The sequence below is a fragment of the Comamonas sediminis genome (assembly GCF_041107495.1).
Lineage (GTDB): Bacteria > Pseudomonadota > Gammaproteobacteria > Burkholderiales > Burkholderiaceae_C > Comamonas > Comamonas sediminis.
On the sequence record NZ_JBGBDC010000013.1, the window covers coordinates 1 to 17,115 of the forward strand.

Sequence of the window (17,115 nt, forward strand, 5' to 3'; positions counted from 1 at the left end):
GCCCTCTTTCGAGTCTGGCAGCTTTGCAAGGCATCGTGCTGTCGATAGACGCTATTGTATAGGCGTTTTCCCGGGGCTCCAGGAAAACGTCGGAGTTTTTTGCAGCCGTGTGTCAGACGGCTCCGGCAACGGCTTTTTCCAGCGCTTCGATGAACATGTCACCGACCGGGAAGCCTGCCTGCTGTTCAATCTCCTGGAAGCAGGTCGGGCTGGTCACATTGATCTCGGTGATGCGGTGGCCAATGATGTCCAGACCGATCAGCAGCAAGCCACGGGGGGCCAGGCGCGCGCCGATGTGTTCGGCGATCGCGCGGTCCTCGGGCTCCAGCGCCTGTGCCACGCCTTTGCCGCCGGCCGCCAGGTTGCCTCGCACTTCATTGCCCTGCGGGATGCGCGCCAGGCAGAACGGCACCGGCTCGCCGCCGATGATCAGCACACGCTTGTCGCCCTTGGTGATTTCGGGCAGGTACTTTTGCACCATGACGCTCTGGGCGCCGTCCAGGTTCAGGGTTTCGATGATGCTGCCCAGGTTCATGCCATCGGCACCGACGCGGAAGATGCCCATGCCACCCATGCCGTCTAGCGGCTTGAGGATGATGTCCTTGTGCTGGGCGTGGAAGTCGCGGATATCCTGGGCGCTGCGGGTGACCAGGGTCACCGGCGCGTATTCGGCAAACTCCATCACCGCCAGCTTTTCGGGGTGGTCGCGCAAAGCCGCTGGCTTGTTGAAGACCTTGGCGCCTTCGCGCTCCGCCTGGCCCAGCAAATGGGTGGCATAGAAGTACTCGCTGTCGAAGGGCGGATCCTTGCGCATGACAATGGCGTCGAACTCGGCCAGTTCGGCACGGCGGCCGGGTGCCTCATCGAACCAGCGCGCTTCGTCACCCGTCAGCACAATGTCGCGCACCTGGGCAGAGACCTTCTCGCCGCTGATCCAGTGGATATGCCTTGGCTCACAGACGGTGATGCGGTGGCCGCGCGCCTGGGCGCTGCGCATCATCGCAAAGGTACTGTCCTTGTAGATCTTGAAGGACTCAAGCGGATCGGCAACAAAGAGGATATGCATGGTGTGGGTTGGCGGCCTGGTGACCGCCCTGTGTATTCAATGGCCTTGCACGCCCAGCGGAGGGATATGCAAGCAGAAACGGACAGAACTAGGCGCGCTCAAGCGGAGCGGCGCTTGCCGTAATGTTGCACAAAAAGCGCAAGGCTGCCTGCGACCACGCCCCAAAAGGCCGATCCCACCCCGGCTATTGTCACGCCGCTCACCGCTACCAGGAAGGTGATCAGCGCCGCTTCGCGGTATTGCTCGCCTTGCAGCGCAGTGTGCAGGCCGCCGCCGATGGTGCCCAGCAGCGCAATGCCGGCAATCGCCACCACCAGCTCGTGCGGGAATGCGGTCAGCAGGCCCGCAATGACGACCCCGAACCAGCCGATCAGCACATAGATCACGCCACACACGACGGCCGCCACATAGCGCCGCGCCTGGTCGGGGTGGGATTCCGGCCCCATGCAGATCGCTGCCGTGATGGCCGCCAGGTTGATGCCAAAGGCGCCAAAGGGTGCCAGCAGCAAGGTGGTCAGACCCGTCATCGTGATCAGCTTGGAGACGGGCAGGTCATAGCCGGAGCCCCGGATGATGGCTACACCCGGCAGGTTCTGCGAGGCCATCGTGACGACAAACAGCGGCAGCGCCAGGCTGATGGCAGCCTGCCAGCTGAAGTTGGGCATGGTGAACACCGGCATCGTGAGGCCCGGCTGCACGGCAGACCACTGGATCTTGTGCTGCAGCAGCGCCACCACAATGCCGACTGCCAAGGTGAGCATGACCGCATAGCGCGGCAGCAGGCGCCGACCCAGCAGGTACGTGACCAGCATGGCCACCACCAGCCAGGTATTGGTCTGCGCGGCGGCAAAGGCATCCAGGCCAAAGCGGGTCAGCACGCCTGCCAAAAGGGCCGAGGCGATGGCAATCGGGATGCGGTTCATCAGGCGCTCGAACCAGCCCGTCATGCCCACTACCGCAATCAATACGGCACTGATGATGAAGGCGCCGATCGCGTCCCCCATGCCAAACGCGCCGGTGGCACCAGCCGTAGCCAGCACGGCCGCCCCGGGGGTGGACCAGGCCACTACCACCGGCTTGCGCAGCAAGATGCTGGGTACCCAGCAGCACAGGCCCACACCGATGCCCAGCGACCAGACCCAGGACGAGACCTGCGCGGGCGTGGCGCCAAAGCTTTGCGCCGCCTGGAACACAATCGCGATGGAGCTGGTCAGGCCCACCAGCACCGTGACAAAGCCTGCGATGAGCGCCGATGCGCTCATGTCCTTGAAAAACCGCATACACCCTTTCGCCCCGCCACGGTGTTCGCTGGCCTGGCGTGCGCGCAGCGGATCCAAAGCCCTGGCTGGTTAAATTTCGAGTTTGGAGCCCAGCTCTACCACGCTGTTGCTCGGCAGCAGCAGGAACTCTGCCGCACCTGCTGCATTGTGGTGCATCTGGGCAAACAACTTCTGCCGCCAAGGTGCCATGCCGGCGCTGGCCTTGTCCGTGGGCACGAACACATCGCGCGAGAGGAAGTAGCTGGTCACCATCTGCCCGGTGTCGCAACCGTGGCCGCGCAGCTGGTGCAATGCATTGGGCACATCCACATCGTTCTTGAAGCCGTAGTTCAGCTGCACGCGCCAGCAGTCGCCTCCGAGCGGCTCGATCACCGCGCGCTTTTCCAGCCCGATCCAGGGGACCTCGTGGTAGACGATGTGGACGAACATGTTCTGTTCATGCAGCACCTTGTTGTGCTTGAGGTTGTGCAGCAGCGCGGTGGGCACCACATGGGCATCCGATGTGAGGAAGACCGCCGTGCCCGGCACCCGGGTGGGGGGAGTGTGCAGCACCATCTGCAGGAAGCCCTGCAGATCGATGCCATCGGCATGCAGCTTTTCGTAGACCAACTCCCGTCCGCGCTTCCAGGTCATCATCACGACGAACAGGCACAGGCCGATGGCCAGCGGGAACCAGCCGCCATCGAGCAGCTTGAGCAGATTGGAGGCGAAGAAGGTGATATCGATACAGAAGAAGAACACCGTCGGCGCCAGCGCCATCCACAGCGCATATTTCCAGCCATAGCGCAGCACAAAGAAGGTGAGCACCGTGGTGATGGTCATGTCCAGGGTCACCGCAATCCCGTAGGCCGCCGCCATATTGCTGCTGGACTTGAACAGAATCACCGCCAGCACAATGGTCAGGAACAAGCTCCAGTTCACAAAGGGGATGTAAATCTGCCCGGTGTCGCGCACGCTGGTGTGCAGGATCTGGATGCGCGGCAGGTAGCCCAGCTGGATGACCTGCTTGGTGACGCTGAAGGCGCCGGTGATCAGCGCCTGCGAGGCAATCACCGTGGCCATCGTCGCGAGCAGCACCAGCGGCAGCAGCGCCCAGCCCGGCGCCAGCATGAAGAAGGGGTTCTTTACCGCTTCTGCGTTCTCCAGCACCAGCGCGCCCTGGCCAAAGTAATTGAGCACCAGCGAGGGCATCGCAATGCTGAACCAGGCCAGCCGGATCGGCTTGCGGCCAAAGTGACCCATGTCGGCATACAGGGCTTCCGCCCCGGTGACGCAGAGCACCACGGCGCCCAGAATGATGAAGCTGATGCCCGGATGGCGCACGATGAAGCCCAGCGCATGGTGCGGGCTGAGCGCCCACAATACCTGCGGGTGGTCCACGATGTTCCAGACACCCAGGGCGGCAATGCACAGGAACCAGACCACCATGATGGGCCCGAAGAACTTGCCAATGCCTGCCGTGCCCCGCTTTTGCACCCAGAACAACAGCAGCAGGACCACCAGCGTGAGCGGAATCACCCAGGATTTGAAGCCGGGCGAGACCACCTCCAGACCTTCGACCGCCGAGAGTACGGAGATCGCTGGTGTGATCACACCGTCGCCATAGAACAGACAGGTGCCAAAGATGCCAACGAGCATCAGCACTGAGCGGAGTTTGGGCTTGTCCTTGACCGCTTGCGAGGCCAGCGCCAGCATGGCGATCAGGCCGCCCTCACCGTTGTTGTCCGCCCGCAGCACCAGGACCACGTATTTGAGCGAGACGATCAGCGTCAGGGTCCAGAACAGGATGGACAGCACGCCATAGACATTGTCGTGCGTGAAGGGCACATGGCCGGAGCCGAACACCTCTTTGAGCGAGTACAGCACGCTGGTGCCGATATCGCCATACACCACCCCGATGGCGCCCAGGGTCAGCGCGGGCAGTGCGGATTTATTGCTGTTTTGCACATCAAGCCTTTGTGCCATGCCGCATCAGGCATGCTTGTAGTGGATTGGTTTGCATTGTGCGCCTGTTGTTGCGCCCGCAGTGAGGCCGCGCATACGGACAAGTCCGGATGGCGGATCAGCAGCGGGCTGCAATGGAAGTTGGAACGAACGCCTGAACAGGCTCAGTCGTAGATTTCGGCGTCCGGGTCGGTCGCCTCCAGCTCATAGCTGGCGGCGAGCATCGCCAGGCGCGCCACCACACCATACATATAGAAGCGGTTGGGTGCGCTGGCCCCGACCGAGTCACCGGGCGAGATGCCGTGCTCGAACGACAGCGGGATGAAATGCGCGCCCGGCACATTGAGGTTGTCCTCCGCGCCCTTGTCGGAATGGGCACGGTAGTAGCCGCCGACCACATAGCGGTCAATCATGTAGACCACCGGCTCGGCCGCTTCCTTGTCCATGCGCTCGACGGTCTGCACCCCCTCTTGGATGATCATGTCATGGACCTGCTGGCCATCCTTGACCAGCGACATCTGGTTCTTGGTCTTGACCGACAGTTGACGCAACTCCTTGGCGTCATGCACGCTCATCACGCCCATGCCGTAGGTGCCGTTGTCCGCCTTGACGACGACAAAGGGCGTCTCCTTGATGCCGTACTCCTTGTACTTGCGCCGCACCTTGGTCAGCATCACGTCGACATCTTCACGCAACTCGTCGAGTGCATGCTCGCTGCCATCGGTAAAGTCCACGCCCTTGCGGCTGCTGAACATCGGGTTGATCAGCCAGGGGTCGATCCCCATCAGCTTGCCAAAGCGCTTGGCCACCTCTTCGTAGCTTTGGAAATGGCGGCTCTTGCGGCGCACGCTCCAGCCTGCATGCAGCGGCGGCAGCACAAACTGCTCGTAGACCTCTTCCAGAATGCCGGGCGCGCCGGTCGACAGGTCGTTGTTCAGCAAGATCGTGCAGGGATCAAAATACTTCAGCCCCACACGGCGGCCATGGCGCAGCGCCGGCTCGATCACCAGGTCCTTGTTGCCGACCTTGAGCTTGATGGTCTCCTTGACCTCCGGGTCGATCGAGCCGATGCGCACGTTCAGGCCCGCCATCGAGAAGATATGCTGCAGCTGCACCAGATTGGCCAGGTACTGGGGGTTGCGCGTCTGGTTCTCGGGGATGATCAGCAGGTTGCGGGCCTCGGGGCAGATCTTTTCAATGGCAGCCATCGCCGACTGCACGGCCAGCGGCACCATCTCGGGCGTCAGGTTGTTCCAACCGCCAGGAAAAAGATTGGTATCGACCGGTGCGAGCTTGAAGCCGGCATTGCGGATATCCACCGACGAATAGAGCGGAGGCGTATGTTCCATCCACTCCAGGCGGAACCAGCGCTCGATCGCGGGCATGGCATCGAGCATGCGCTGTTCCAATTCGTTGATGGGCCCCGTTAGGGCTGTTATGAGATTCGGGACCATAAATGAATTACTGTTTGAGGGCTCAAAAAAAACGAGCAAAAAACAATTGAGTACCAATTGTAGAGAGTTGAGGGCCAAAGTCATCAGAACTTTGCGACCGCCCTGCCTAGCAAGCACTCACCTTCGCCAGAACGCCGGCGTCAACAGCGCCAGAAAGCTAAGAATCTCCAGCCGGCCCATCAGCATGCCCAAGGTAGTCACACTCAGCTGAAAGCTGGTCAGCCCGGCAAAATTGTTGCTGGGGCCCAGATCACCCCAGCCTACACCGGCGCAGTTCACGCTGGCAAGTACCGCTCCCAGCGCATTGTGCAGATCCATGTCCGTGAACAGCAAGGCCATGGTCAGCACCGCAATCGTCGCGCAGTAGACCAGCATGAAGGCCAGCACCGAGAAGATGACCCGCTCATCCACCGCCAGGCCCCCGACCGTCACCGGTTGCACTGCGTTCGGATGCACCAGGCGCCGCATTTCACGCCGGGTTTGCTTGAGCAGCAGCAGCATGCGGATCATCTTGATGCCGCCGCCGGTCGAGCCTGCGCTGGTGGCCACGCCCGACAGCAGCAGCATGAAAACCGGCGCAAAGGGCGGCCACAAGCCAAAATCGACGGCGGCATAACCGGTGGTGGTGGCCACCGACACCGTGTGGAAAACGCCCATGCGCAGCGACTCCAGCGGGCCATACACCCCCTTGAACCACAGCAGCGCCGCGACCAGCAAGCCGCCACCCAGCAAGGTGCCAATGGTGGCGCGGAACTCCGGCTGCCGGTACAGCACCCAGGCATTGCGCTTGCGGATGGCGACAAAATACAGCGCGAAGTTGCAGCTGGCCAGCAGCATGAAGACCGTGCAGATCCCCTCGATCAGCGGCGAATTGAAATAGGCAAAGCTGGCATCGTGCGGCGTCAGCCCACCCAGGCTTACCGTGGTGAACATGACCATCACTGCATCCAGCGGCGTCATGCCCGCCAGCCAGTAGGCCAGCGCGCAGAGCACCGAAAACAGGCCATACACGCCCCACAACCCCTTGGCGGTCTCGGCCATGCGCGGCGTGAGCTTGGTGTCCTTCACCGGGCCGGCGGCCTCGGCGCGGAAGAGCTGGCTGCCGCCCATGCCAATCATCGGCAGGATGGCCACGGCCAGAATCAGGATGCCCATGCCCCCCATCCACTGCAAAAACGTGCGCCAGATATTGAGAGACACCGGCAAGGTATCCACATGGTTGAGCACCGTGGAGCCAGTGGTGGTCAGTCCCGAGACCGCTTCAAAATAGGCATGCTGCCAGCTCAGCGCGCGGTCGATGCGCTCGAAACCCAGGTACAGCGGCAGCGCTGCAAACAGCGGAAACACCATCCACACAAAGGCGACCAGCATGATGCCGTGGCGCGCCTGCAGCTCACGCTGCTCATGCCGCGCCATCCACCACAGCACCAGACCGCAGGCCCAGGTAATGCCCATGGTCAGCGGGTAGACGCCAAACACCCCGTCGTCGAGCCACAGCGAGGAGACCGCAGGCACAGCCATCGTGCCGCCAAACATCAGCAGCAAAATGCCCAATACGCGCAGCACGGGTCGAAGGTCAGTCATCGGCCGTGCCTAGAAAAAGGTCACCCCGACACGGAACAGGGCCTCGACCTCATGCACCAGCCGCTTGTTGGGCAAGAAGAGAATGACATGGTCATTGCTCTGGATGATGGTGCCGCTGGTGGGCACGATCACCTCCACCTTGTCGTCATCGCGCTCGTCGTCATCGCGCTCGGCCGCCTCGCTGCCATTGGTGTTGCGCGCATCGGGCTCGGGCAGGCCGCGCACGATCATGCCGATATGCACATCACGCGGCAGGCGCAGGCTACCTACACGCCGGCCCACGGCCCGCGAGGTCTTGGCGTCACCGCGCGCCACAATCTCGATCGCCTCGGCCACCCCCCGGCGCAGGCTGTGCACAGCCTGCACATCGCCCTGGCGCACATAGGCCAGCAGCTCACCCAGGGTGGCCTGCGCGGGCGACAGTGCAATGTCGATCTGCGTGCCGTGCATCAGGTCGGCATAGGTGCGGCGGTTGATCAGCGCCAGCACCCTAGTGGCCCCCAGCTTCTTGGCCAGCAGGCAGGACATGATGTTGTCTTCGTCGTCATCGGTGATGGCGACGAACAGATCCACATCTTCGACGTTCTCGTTCTCCATCAAGGTCTCGTCGGTCGCATCGCCCTTGAGCACCAGCACATCAGAGGGCAGGCGCGAGGCCAGGTAGACGCAGCGGTCCTCGCTCTTTTCGATGATCTTGACCTGAAAGCGCCGCGACTCCTTGGTCAGCGCACGCGCCAGGCGCATGCCCACGCGCCCGCCACCGGCCACCATCACACGGCGCACCACCTCAGCCTGCTCACCCACCTGGCGGTTGAAAGCTGCCAGCACATCGCCCAGGTTGTCCTTCTCCGACAGCACGAATACTTCATCCCCCGGCTCGATGCGGGTGCTGCCCTCGGTCGGCACCAGACGGTCGGCCTCATGGTGAAAGCGCCGGTACACGCCCACGACCCGGATCGCGCCATGGGGCAGGTTCTGGCGCACATCGGCCACACTCAAGCCCACCACCGGCGCGCCGCCACGCGCGCGCACCGATGCCAGCGCCACATGGCCCTGGGCAAATTCACGCACCTGCAGCGCCTCGGGGTAGGTCACCAGCTTGCCGATATAGCCCATCAGCGCCTCTTCCGGGCAGAACGCATGCGTCACGCCAAAGCCGGTATCCGACAGCAGCTCGGCATGGCTCTTGAGCGCGACCGAGCGCACCCGCACGATGCGGGTCGGGATATTGAACAGCACCTGGGCCACCTTGCAGGCGGTGAGGTTGGTTTCGTCCTGGGAGGTACAGGCGATCAGCATGTCCGTGTCGGCTGCGCCGGCCTCGGCCATCACTTCGGGGCTGATGCCGTTGCCCACGACGCCGCGCAGATCGAAGCGGGCTTCGAGATCGCGCAGGCGCACACCATCCGTGTCGACCACGGTGATGTCATTTTTTTCGCTCAGCAAGCTTTCGGCGACACTCTCGCCGACGCGGCCTGCGCCGAGGATCAGAATTTTCATAGCATGAGGCGCCAGCCGCTAGGAAGCGGCCTGGCATGGCCGCATCATAACGTGGGCACGGGGCTGCCGGCCTGCAAAGAAGGGGCCGCCCAGCCGGCAGCCGCCCAGTGCGCTCAGCCGCGCACTTCGCCTTCGCCCAGAACGATGTATTTCAGCGAGGTCAGGCCCTCGATGCCCACAGGCCCACGGGCGTGGAACTTGTCAGTGCTGATGCCGATCTCCGCACCCAGCCCGTATTCAAAGCCATCGGCAAAGCGCGTGCTGGCGTTGACCATGACACTGGCCGAATCCACTTCGCGCAAAAACCGCTGCGCATGCATGTGGTCACGCGTGATGATCGCATCGGTATGGTGGCTGGAATACTGGTTGATATGGGCAATCGCCTCTTCCACACCAGCCACTACCTTGATGCTGATGACAGCCGCCAGGTACTCCTCGGACCAGTCCTGCTCCGTCGCCGTCTGCAGGCGGGCGCCCGGCACAGCCTGCAGCAACGCCAGTGCCTCGGCATCGGCCCGCATCTCCACACCCTTGGCTGCAAACACCGCGCCAATGCGGGGCAGAAAATCGGCCGCCACCGCACGCGCCACCAGCAGGCTCTCCGTCGCATTGCAGGGGCTGTATTTCTGGGTCTTGGCGTTTTCGGTCACCTTGACCGCCATGTCCAGATCGCAAGGCGCATCTATATAGGTATGGCAGTTGCCGTCCAGGTGCTTGATCACCGGCACCTTGGCATCGCGGCTGATGCGCTCGATCAGGCCCTTGCCGCCGCGCGGAATGATCACATCGACATATTCGGGCATCGCAATCAGCTGGCCCACGGCCTCGCGGTCGGTGGTCTGCACCAGCTGCACGCCGGTGGCGGGCAGGCCGGCCTCCAGCAGCGCCTGCTCCACCAGGCGCGCGAGCGCCTTGTTGGAATCGATGGCTTCGGAGCCGCCGCGCAAGATGCAGGCATTGCCGCTCTTGATCGACAGGCTGGCCGCCTCGATGGTCACGTTGGGGCGGCTCTCATAGATCATGCCGAAGACGCCCAAAGGCACGCGCATCTGGCCCACGCGGATGCCGCTGGGCATCTGCTTCATGCCGCTCACCTCACCCACCACATCGGCCATGGCCGCCAGCTGCTCGCAGCCTTGGGCGCAGGTCTCCAGCACCTTGGGGGTCAGGCGCAGGCGATCGACCATGGGTTCGGACAGGCCGTTGGCCTGCGCACGCGCCAGATCCTTGGCGTTGTCGGCCTGCAAGGCCTCGGTCTGGCTGCGCAGCAAACGCGCCAGCGCCAGCAAGGCCTTGTTTTTGATGGCAGAAGGTGCTTTGGCCATCTGGGCAGAGGCTTGCTTGGCCTGCAGCCCCAGGGCCTGCATGGTTTCCGAAATATTCAGGGCATTCATGGGGGGCTATTGTCGGGCATTTGCGCCCGGGCAGCGGTGCCGACACCAATGGCCCCAGGCAACTCCCAGGCACTGGGGTCGCTCTGCACAACTCCCCGCCGTGGTCTGAACGCGGGCTCGGGCGATCCGCGTCCATCCCGCTTGGCGAGGGTTTTGCAGAGCATCCCAAGCGGCGCAAAGGCCTCTACACTGATGCCATATTGAGCCACCAGGAGACCACGATGCAATCGGCCGCGCTGCGCCAGTTGGGCGCCTTACAAGACGGGCTGGACCATTTCGAGGCCGGCCACATGGATGCAGCGGCCCTGAGCCAGCAGGCACGCAGCTACACCGACTTGCTCGGCGCGCTGCCGCCGCAGTTCCAGGAAGTATTGCTGCAGCTGCTGGACCGTCTCGAATCCAGCGCGCTGTTTGATGAGGAGAGCTGCTCGTTCAGCCGCAAAGACCTGGTCGACAGCCTGCGCCTGTGGCTGAAAAAGGCCGATGCCAGGCTGAGCGCCACCGCCTGAGCGGGCAGCGGCGCAGTCGCCCACCAACGGCCAGGCCGTCAGGCCGTCAGGCGCTCCAGCGCTTCGCGGTACTTGGCCGCCGTCTTGTCGATCACGTCTTGCGGCAGGCGCGGTGCCGGTGCCGTCTTGTCCCAGGGCTTGCCGTTGACCTTGGCCTGCTCCAGCCAGTCACGCACAAACTGCTTGTCGTAGCTGGGGGGGTTGGCACCGGTCGCCAGCGCATCGGCATAGCCTTCCACCGGCCAGTAGCGCGAGCTGTCGGGCGTCAGCACCTCGTCCATCAGCACCAGCTTGCCGTCTTCATCCAGACCGAACTCGAACTTGGTGTCGGCAATGATCATGCCCTTGGTCAGCGCAATCTCGGCAGCCTTCTTGTAGATGGCGATGCTGATGTCGCGGATCTGGGCCGCCAGCTCGGGACCCACCATCTCGACGGTGCGTTCAAAGGTAATGTTTTCATCGTGCTCGCCGGCTTCGGCCTTGGCCGCTGGCGTGTAGATGGGCTCGGCCAGCTTGGCGGAGTTGACCAGACCCGCGGGCAGCGGCACGCCGCAGACCGCTTGCGATTCCTGGTATTCCTTCCAGCCGCTGCCAGCCAGGTAGCCACGCACCACCGCCTCGATCGGCACAGGCTTGAGGCGCTTGACCAGCATGGAGCGCAGTTGCACCTGGGGCACTTCATCAGGCTGCACGGCTGACTCCGGTGCTTCACCGGTCAGATGGTTGGGGCAGATATCGCCCAGCTTGTCGAACCAGTACAGCGCCATCTGCGTCAGCAGCGCACCCTTGCCAGGAATGGGCTCGCCCATGATCACGTCAAAGGCCGACAGACGGTCCGAGGCCACCATCAGGATGCGGTCGCTGCCGACGGCGTAGTTGTCACGCACCTTGCCGCGGGCCAGCAGGGGCAAGGAATGGAGCTTGGAGGTATGCAGTGCAGAAGGTACGGGCTGGGTCATGGTGATGCAGAACTATGGACAGGCACCCTGCGTGAAGACGGAAGGCACGGACAGCCGCGCTACCTCGGCAAGGCAAGCGCTCGATTGTAGTCGGCCACCCTCCCATGCCTCGCCCGCACCGGCGGGATGCCTTGAATTGCAGTGCAGTATTGGGTGCTGGCGCCGCGAACACGTAGGCCATTACGTGCCGACGCACAGAAACACCGCTGCTTGCCTCCGGTTGCAATTGCGCCGGCAGCGGCCCGCACTGCGCCTGCGCCCTCCGTTTTTTGCAGCATCCGAACCGGAATTTGTAACCAGCATCCGGCCCCAACCGCCCGCCGAGCGCACAGAAACCCAGCGATCCGGGTTGTCATAGACTTGCAATTTTGTAGGTCAAGGCGCATCATGGTTTACACGCATGCATGTGTTTCCCCCTCGGGGTGGCCTGGGTTCCAACAGACCCGGTCACTTTTCTTGGTTTGCAGAAGGAGACTTGTTCATGAACCTGACGATCAGTGGTCACCATTTGGCGGTGACCCCGGCGCTGCGCGAATATGTAACATCCAAGCTGATGCGCATTACGCGACACTTTGACCAGGTGGTGGATGCCAAAGTTTTACTTTCAGTGGAAAAGCAAAAGGAAAAGGAGAAACGGCAGCGTGTGGTGTGCAATTTGCGGGTCAAGGGCGACGAACTCTGTGTTCAGTGCTCTCACCATGATTTGTACGCCGCGGTAGATGCTTTGGTGGACAGGTTGGACCGCATGGTCGCCCGTCACAAGCAACGTGTTCAATCTCACTACAGCGATGCGCTGCGGCAGGCAATGGCGTAAACCCTCTGCTTTTTGCCGAGGAAATACATTCTCTTTGCGTACTGACCGATAATACGTGCAGCAACACCTGCATCCAGGTGTTGCTGCGTTCGTTTGATCATGCTCTCAGTAGCTAGCCATATTGCCGCACTTCACTATGAACTGTCTTGCCTCTATCTTGCCTCCAGCTCAAGTGCTAGTGAGTGTGGATGTTTCCAGTAAAAAACGTGCATTTGAAGAAGCGGGCCTGCTGTTCGAGAGTCTCCATGGTCTCTCGCGCGCCTTGGTCACCGACAGTCTGTTTGCACGTGAGCGACTGGGCTCCACCGGTCTGGGGCATGGCGTAGCCATTCCGCATGGGCGCATCAAGGGACTCAAGTCCCCGATGGCTGCGGTGTTCCAGCTCGAGCGCGCCATTGGCTTTGACGCCCCGGATGAGCAGCCGGTCAACCTGCTGATCTTCCTGCTGGTGCCCGAGGCTGCCACCCAGCAGCACCTGGAAATCCTCGGCGAGATTGCCGAGCTGCTGTCCAATGCCAGCCTGCGCGAGCAGATGAAGGCCAGCACCAATGCCGAGCAGCTGCACCAGATGATCGACACCTGGCAATCGTCTGCCAACAACACCTCCACCGCCCACGCCTGAGCGCCGCGCGCCGGTGTGTACTCTCAGGCGCTGATCCCTCACCTCAAGACTTTTTCCTGCTAGGCTTGGGCGCTGGCGGGCAGCTTTGCTGTGCGCGCCCTGGCTTTGAAAGGACTGCACCGTGAAACCCAATGTCGTAAGCGCCGATGTGTTGTTCGAGGAGTTCCGTGCGTCGCTGCGCTGGGAATGGCTGGCGGGTCTGGGGGCCTCCGAGCGCCGCTTTGACGAAGTGGCAGTGCGCAGCGCCCGCTCCAGCGCCGATCTCGTGGGCTACCTCAACTACATCCACCCCTACCGCGCACAGGTGCTGGGCGAGCGCGAAATCGCCTATCTGACCAACTCCACCACCGAGGACTGCCGCCGCCGCATTGCGCGCATCGTGACCTTGGAGCCGCCGGTGCTGGTGCTGGCCGATGGCCAGGGTGCGCCCGATGAACTGCTGTCGATGTGCGAGCGCGCGCACATCCCGATGTTCTCCACCAAGGAATCGGCCGCCTTTGTCATCGATGTGCTGCGGGCCTTTTTGTCCAAGCATTTCGCCGACCGCACCACGATGCACGGCGTGTTCATGGACATCCTCGGCATGGGCGTGCTGATCACCGGTGAATCCGGTCTGGGCAAGAGCGAGCTGGGCCTGGAGCTGATCACCCGCGGCAATGGCCTGGTGGCCGATGACGCCGTGGACCTGTACCGCATCAACCAGACCACGATCGAAGGCAAGTGCCCCGACCTGCTGCAGAACCTGCTGGAAGTGCGCGGCATCGGCCTGCTGGATATCCGCGCGATCTTTGGCGAAACGGCGGTGCGCCGCAAGATGCGGCTCAAGCTCATCGTGCACCTGGTGCGCAAGGAAACCATGGAGCGCGACTACGACCGCCTGCCTGCCGCACCGCTGACCCAGGATGTGCTGGGCATTCCGGTGATGAAGGTGGTCATCCAGGTGGTGGCCGGCCGCAATATCGCCGTGCTGGTGGAAGCGGCCGTGCGCAACACCATCTTGCAGTTGCGCGGTATCGACACCTACCAGGAGTTTGTCGACCGGCACCGCAAGGCCATGGCCAGCGGGCGTGAGTTCTAGCCCACCGGGGGCATCCTCCAGCCGTTTCAGACCAGCCGCAGATCCTTGACCTGGGCCTGCGGGAACACCTGCTGCAACTGCGCCGGCGACAGGCCATACATGCGTGCAAACAGGCCGCCCAGCACACTGCGGTACTCGTTGAGCACCGGGTAGTCGCGGTTCTGGAACAGATGGGCCTCGCTGACGTCCATCTGCTCGCCCACGATCCGGCCACCGGCCTGCGCCGACAGCCCCCCGCCCAGCATCCAGTACGCCGTGCCATGGCCGTGGTCGGTGCCCTTGTTGCCGTTTTCGCGGAAGGTGCGGCCAAACTCGCTGATCACCGCCACGACCGTATGGCGCCAGGGCTCGGGCCCCATCTCCTGCGCGAAGGCGGCCAGGCCACGGCCCAGGTCGTCCAGCCGGTTGGCCAGGTTGCCGCTGGCGTTGCCCTGGTTCACATGGGTGTCCCAGCCGCCCACATCGACAAAGCCCAGGTCGAACTGGTCCCGCATCAACGTGGCCATGCGCTGCGCCACCAGGCTGAAGCCCTTGGCGCTGATCGCATCGCGCCCGGCCTTGTCCATCTCCTCCTGCATGCCGCGCAGCACGGCCTCACGCACCGCAAAGCCCTCGTTCACGGCAGGCGCCAGCGCCGTGCCGGCATACATGGCGGCAATGGCGCGGCTGCGGTTGGCATCCACGCCGCCCTTGCCCACATTGGCCAGCGCGGTGTTGGCAATGCGGGCGGGCCCGCGCATGCACAGCGGCAGCTGCGCGGTAAACGCCATCGGCGCCAGGTCGCTGCGCCCCTGCAAGGTTTGGGCCAATCGGTTCATGAAGCCGGTGCGAAAGCTCTGGTGCGCATCCAGCGGCTGGCCCAGCTCGATCGAGTCCTGGGTTTCAAAATGGCTGCGCGAGAGGTCATCGCTGCCGGCAAACGGCACAAAGCAGGCCTGCCTGCTTTGCCACAGCGGCAGCACGCTGCCTTCCATCGCCGGGTGCAGGCCCCAGCGCGCATCCAGCGGCAGCGCGCCATTGGCCTCGCCCGGGCGCGGGATGGCGATCGTGGGGCGCGCCTCGTAGTAGAAATCGCTGTGCGTGGGCACCAGCAGGCTGTTGCTGTCATAGGCGCCGCGCAGGAACACCAGCAAAAAGCGCGGTGTATCGCTGCGGGGCGCGGCGGCGCGGGCGCGCGCCAGACTGAAGGCCAGCGGCAGGCTGGCGGCGGCAGAGAGAAAGTGGCGTCTTTGCATGGCGTACCTCGTCAGCGGACCATCATTTCGGGAGCAGAGAGAAAATAGGTGTTCCAGTCGGGCACATTGCGCGCCTTGGCCAGCGCTTCGCGGGAGGCCGCGCTCCACTGCGCCACGCGGGCCTGCGCCGTTGCGCGCTGCGCCAGATCGGGGTAAGGGGGTTGCTCCAGCGGCGCCTGGGGCTCGGCGCGGAACAGCACGGCACTGCGGGTCGCTATCTGCCGCGCCACATCGAAGCGCGCTGCCATCTGGCCGGAGCTGGCCCAGTCCGATTGCGAGGCGGGATAGCCATCCGGCGTCTCATGGCCGTAGATGGGCTGGCCCAGGCGGTTGATCCAGCCGATCACCGGCCGCACATCGCTGGCGACACGCTCGTCATAGCCCAGGCGCACGGCGCCCAGCACATAGTGCATCGGATCCTTGAAGCGCTGGCCTTGCTGGGCCAGCGCCTCGGGCGCGGTCAGCAGGCTGCGCAAGGTCGCTGCAATATCGCCATGGCTGCGGGCAAAGGCCGCTGCGGTGCGCTGCACCAGGGCGGGCGGCGGGTTGTCGCTGATGAAGAACACCGCCAGCTTGCGCGCGATAAACTGCGCGGTGGCGGGCGAGGCCACGATGCGGTCCAGCGCCTCGTCCACCGCCGCCAGCCCCTTGGCCCGCAGCGGCTGGCCCAGCAGCACCTGGGGCGCATAGTCGTGCCGGTTGGGGTTGAACTCGAAAAAGCCTTCGCGCCGGTAATCGGCCTGCAGCGCCGGTGGCAGGCGGGGCGGCGGCGCATCGGCATCGCGGGTACTGAATCCCACCCCCGTCAGCACATGGGCCATCGCCTGCACATCGGCCTGGGTGTAGCCGCTGCCCACGCCCATCGTGTGCAGCTCCAGCAGCTCGCGCGCATAGTTTTCGTTGATATGGCCTTTGGCATTGCTGGCGTTGTCCAGGTACAGCAGCATGGCCGGGTGGCGCATGCTGGCCTCCAGCAGGCTGCGGAAGTTGCCCAGGGCATGCGGGCGAATCGCCCGCTCCTCATAATCGCCAATCCAGAGCCGGGTTTCGGCCTTGCGCGTGCTGACATTGAAGTGGTTCATCCAGAACCAGGTCATCTGCTCCTGCAGTTGGGCCGGCGAGTACAGCGCACGCAGCACCTGGCGCTGCTGGGCCTGGGCAGCGAGCTGGTTCAGGTGGCTCTGCACCTCCTGGCGCAGGCGCGCTCCCTCGCCCTCTCCCTGGCCTTGCTCGGTGGCCGTGCGTGCTGCCTGGCGCTGGGCGGCAATGCCGCGCTGCAGATCCTCCATGCTGCGCTGGCTGATTTCCAAGGCCGCGATGTGCTGTTGGGCCGGCTCCGGCAGGCGTGGCGGCTGGCGCGGTGCAAGCTGCTCGTCCAGCCAGCGCTGCAGGCCCAGCCGCTGCAACTGCCGGTCGGCGCTGTCGCTGGCGCCCCAGCTAACACGGTCCAGCCACTGCTGGCGCTGGGCGGCGCTCAATGGCGTATCGGGCAGCGCCGCCGGTGTGCTGGCCGCATCCGGGGGCGCGTGGGAAGCGCAGGCGCTGAGCCACAAGGTGCCTGCCAAGGCGGCGGCGCTGAGGGTGAGCAGTCGGTAGGAGCGCATGGGATCTGGAAACCTGGTGCAGAGGGCCCCATGGTGCGCCTGCACCGTCGCGCTGCTGTAAAGCTATGTGTG

14 protein-coding genes are annotated in these 17,115 nt (G+C 63.7%); 4 read left to right on the top strand and 10 right to left on the bottom strand.

Annotated elements, in window-relative coordinates:
* Nucleotides 1–112 precede the first annotated feature (112 nt).
* The 7 genes from gshB to AB7A72_RS23015 form a co-directional block, all read right to left on the bottom strand.
* Nucleotides 113–1,066 (bottom strand): glutathione synthase, encoded by a 954-nt coding sequence (gene gshB, locus AB7A72_RS22985; protein ID WP_312461812.1) that lies wholly within the window; start codon nucleotides 1,064–1,066, stop codon nucleotides 113–115.
* A gap of 98 nt (nucleotides 1,067–1,164) precedes the next feature.
* Nucleotides 1,165–2,346, bottom strand: a complete 1,182-nt coding sequence (locus tag AB7A72_RS22990; RefSeq protein ID WP_369461266.1) for a benzoate/H(+) symporter BenE family transporter — start codon at nucleotides 2,344–2,346, stop codon at nucleotides 1,165–1,167.
* Between the two features lie 69 nt (nucleotides 2,347–2,415).
* Entirely contained in the window at nucleotides 2,416–4,311 is a 1,896-nt protein-coding gene (locus AB7A72_RS22995; protein ID WP_239810408.1) for a potassium transporter Kup, read from the bottom strand.
* Between the two features lie 143 nt (nucleotides 4,312–4,454).
* On the bottom strand, nucleotides 4,455–5,744 hold the full coding sequence (gene gshA / locus AB7A72_RS23000) for a glutamate--cysteine ligase (RefSeq protein WP_239810407.1): 1,290 nt from the start codon (nucleotides 5,742–5,744) through the stop codon (nucleotides 4,455–4,457).
* Between the two features lie 117 nt (nucleotides 5,745–5,861).
* The gene (locus AB7A72_RS23005; protein WP_239810406.1) at nucleotides 5,862–7,328 is read right to left on the bottom strand and encodes a TrkH family potassium uptake protein; all 1,467 of its coding nucleotides are present in this window, start codon (nucleotides 7,326–7,328) and stop codon (nucleotides 5,862–5,864) included.
* A 9-nt stretch (nucleotides 7,329–7,337) separates the two neighbouring features.
* Nucleotides 7,338–8,828 carry a Trk system potassium transporter TrkA gene (gene trkA, locus AB7A72_RS23010; RefSeq protein ID WP_312417500.1) on the bottom strand — a complete coding sequence of 497 codons (1,491 nt, stop codon included), beginning with the start codon at nucleotides 8,826–8,828 and terminating at the stop codon, nucleotides 7,338–7,340.
* 113 nt (nucleotides 8,829–8,941) lie between these two features.
* Nucleotides 8,942–10,222: a glutamate-5-semialdehyde dehydrogenase gene (locus AB7A72_RS23015; protein ID WP_312461808.1), complete on the bottom strand. Its 1,281-nt coding sequence runs from the start codon at nucleotides 10,220–10,222 to the stop codon at nucleotides 8,942–8,944.
* Nucleotides 10,223–10,443: 221 nt separating this feature from the next.
* Here AB7A72_RS23015 and AB7A72_RS23020 point away from each other — a divergent pair, with 221 nt between their 5' ends.
* On the top strand, nucleotides 10,444–10,731 hold the full coding sequence (locus AB7A72_RS23020; RefSeq protein ID WP_239810403.1) for a hypothetical protein: 288 nt from the start codon (nucleotides 10,444–10,446) through the stop codon (nucleotides 10,729–10,731).
* A gap of 38 nt (nucleotides 10,732–10,769) precedes the next feature.
* Here AB7A72_RS23020 and AB7A72_RS23025 read toward each other — a convergent pair whose 3' ends face one another.
* On the bottom strand, nucleotides 10,770–11,690 hold the full coding sequence (locus tag AB7A72_RS23025) for a phosphoribosylaminoimidazolesuccinocarboxamide synthase (protein WP_239810402.1): 921 nt from the start codon (nucleotides 11,688–11,690) through the stop codon (nucleotides 10,770–10,772).
* Nucleotides 11,691–12,171: 481 nt separating this feature from the next.
* On the opposite strand from AB7A72_RS23025, the gene hpf reads away from it, so the two are divergent.
* From hpf to hprK, 3 genes are all read left to right on the top strand, one after another.
* On the top strand, nucleotides 12,172–12,504 hold the full coding sequence (hpf, locus tag AB7A72_RS23030; protein ID WP_116927826.1) for a ribosome hibernation-promoting factor, HPF/YfiA family: 333 nt from the start codon (nucleotides 12,172–12,174) through the stop codon (nucleotides 12,502–12,504).
* 136 nt (nucleotides 12,505–12,640) lie between these two features.
* Complete coding sequence (locus AB7A72_RS23035) at nucleotides 12,641–13,126, top strand: PTS sugar transporter subunit IIA (protein WP_021026711.1); 486 nt, start codon at nucleotides 12,641–12,643, stop codon at nucleotides 13,124–13,126.
* Between the two features lie 121 nt (nucleotides 13,127–13,247).
* Nucleotides 13,248–14,204, top strand: coding sequence for an HPr(Ser) kinase/phosphatase (gene hprK / locus AB7A72_RS23040; RefSeq protein ID WP_021026712.1), 957 nt, complete (start codon nucleotides 13,248–13,250; stop codon nucleotides 14,202–14,204).
* A gap of 26 nt (nucleotides 14,205–14,230) precedes the next feature.
* On the opposite strand, the gene AB7A72_RS23045 is transcribed toward hprK, so the two are convergent.
* Nucleotides 14,231–15,439, bottom strand: a complete 1,209-nt coding sequence (locus tag AB7A72_RS23045; RefSeq protein ID WP_312417518.1) for a DUF1501 domain-containing protein — start codon at nucleotides 15,437–15,439, stop codon at nucleotides 14,231–14,233.
* Nucleotides 15,440–15,450: 11 nt separating this feature from the next.
* Entirely contained in the window at nucleotides 15,451–17,043 is a 1,593-nt protein-coding gene (locus AB7A72_RS23050) for a DUF1800 domain-containing protein (RefSeq protein WP_369461267.1), read from the bottom strand.
* Nucleotides 17,044–17,115: the final 72 nt, after the last annotated feature.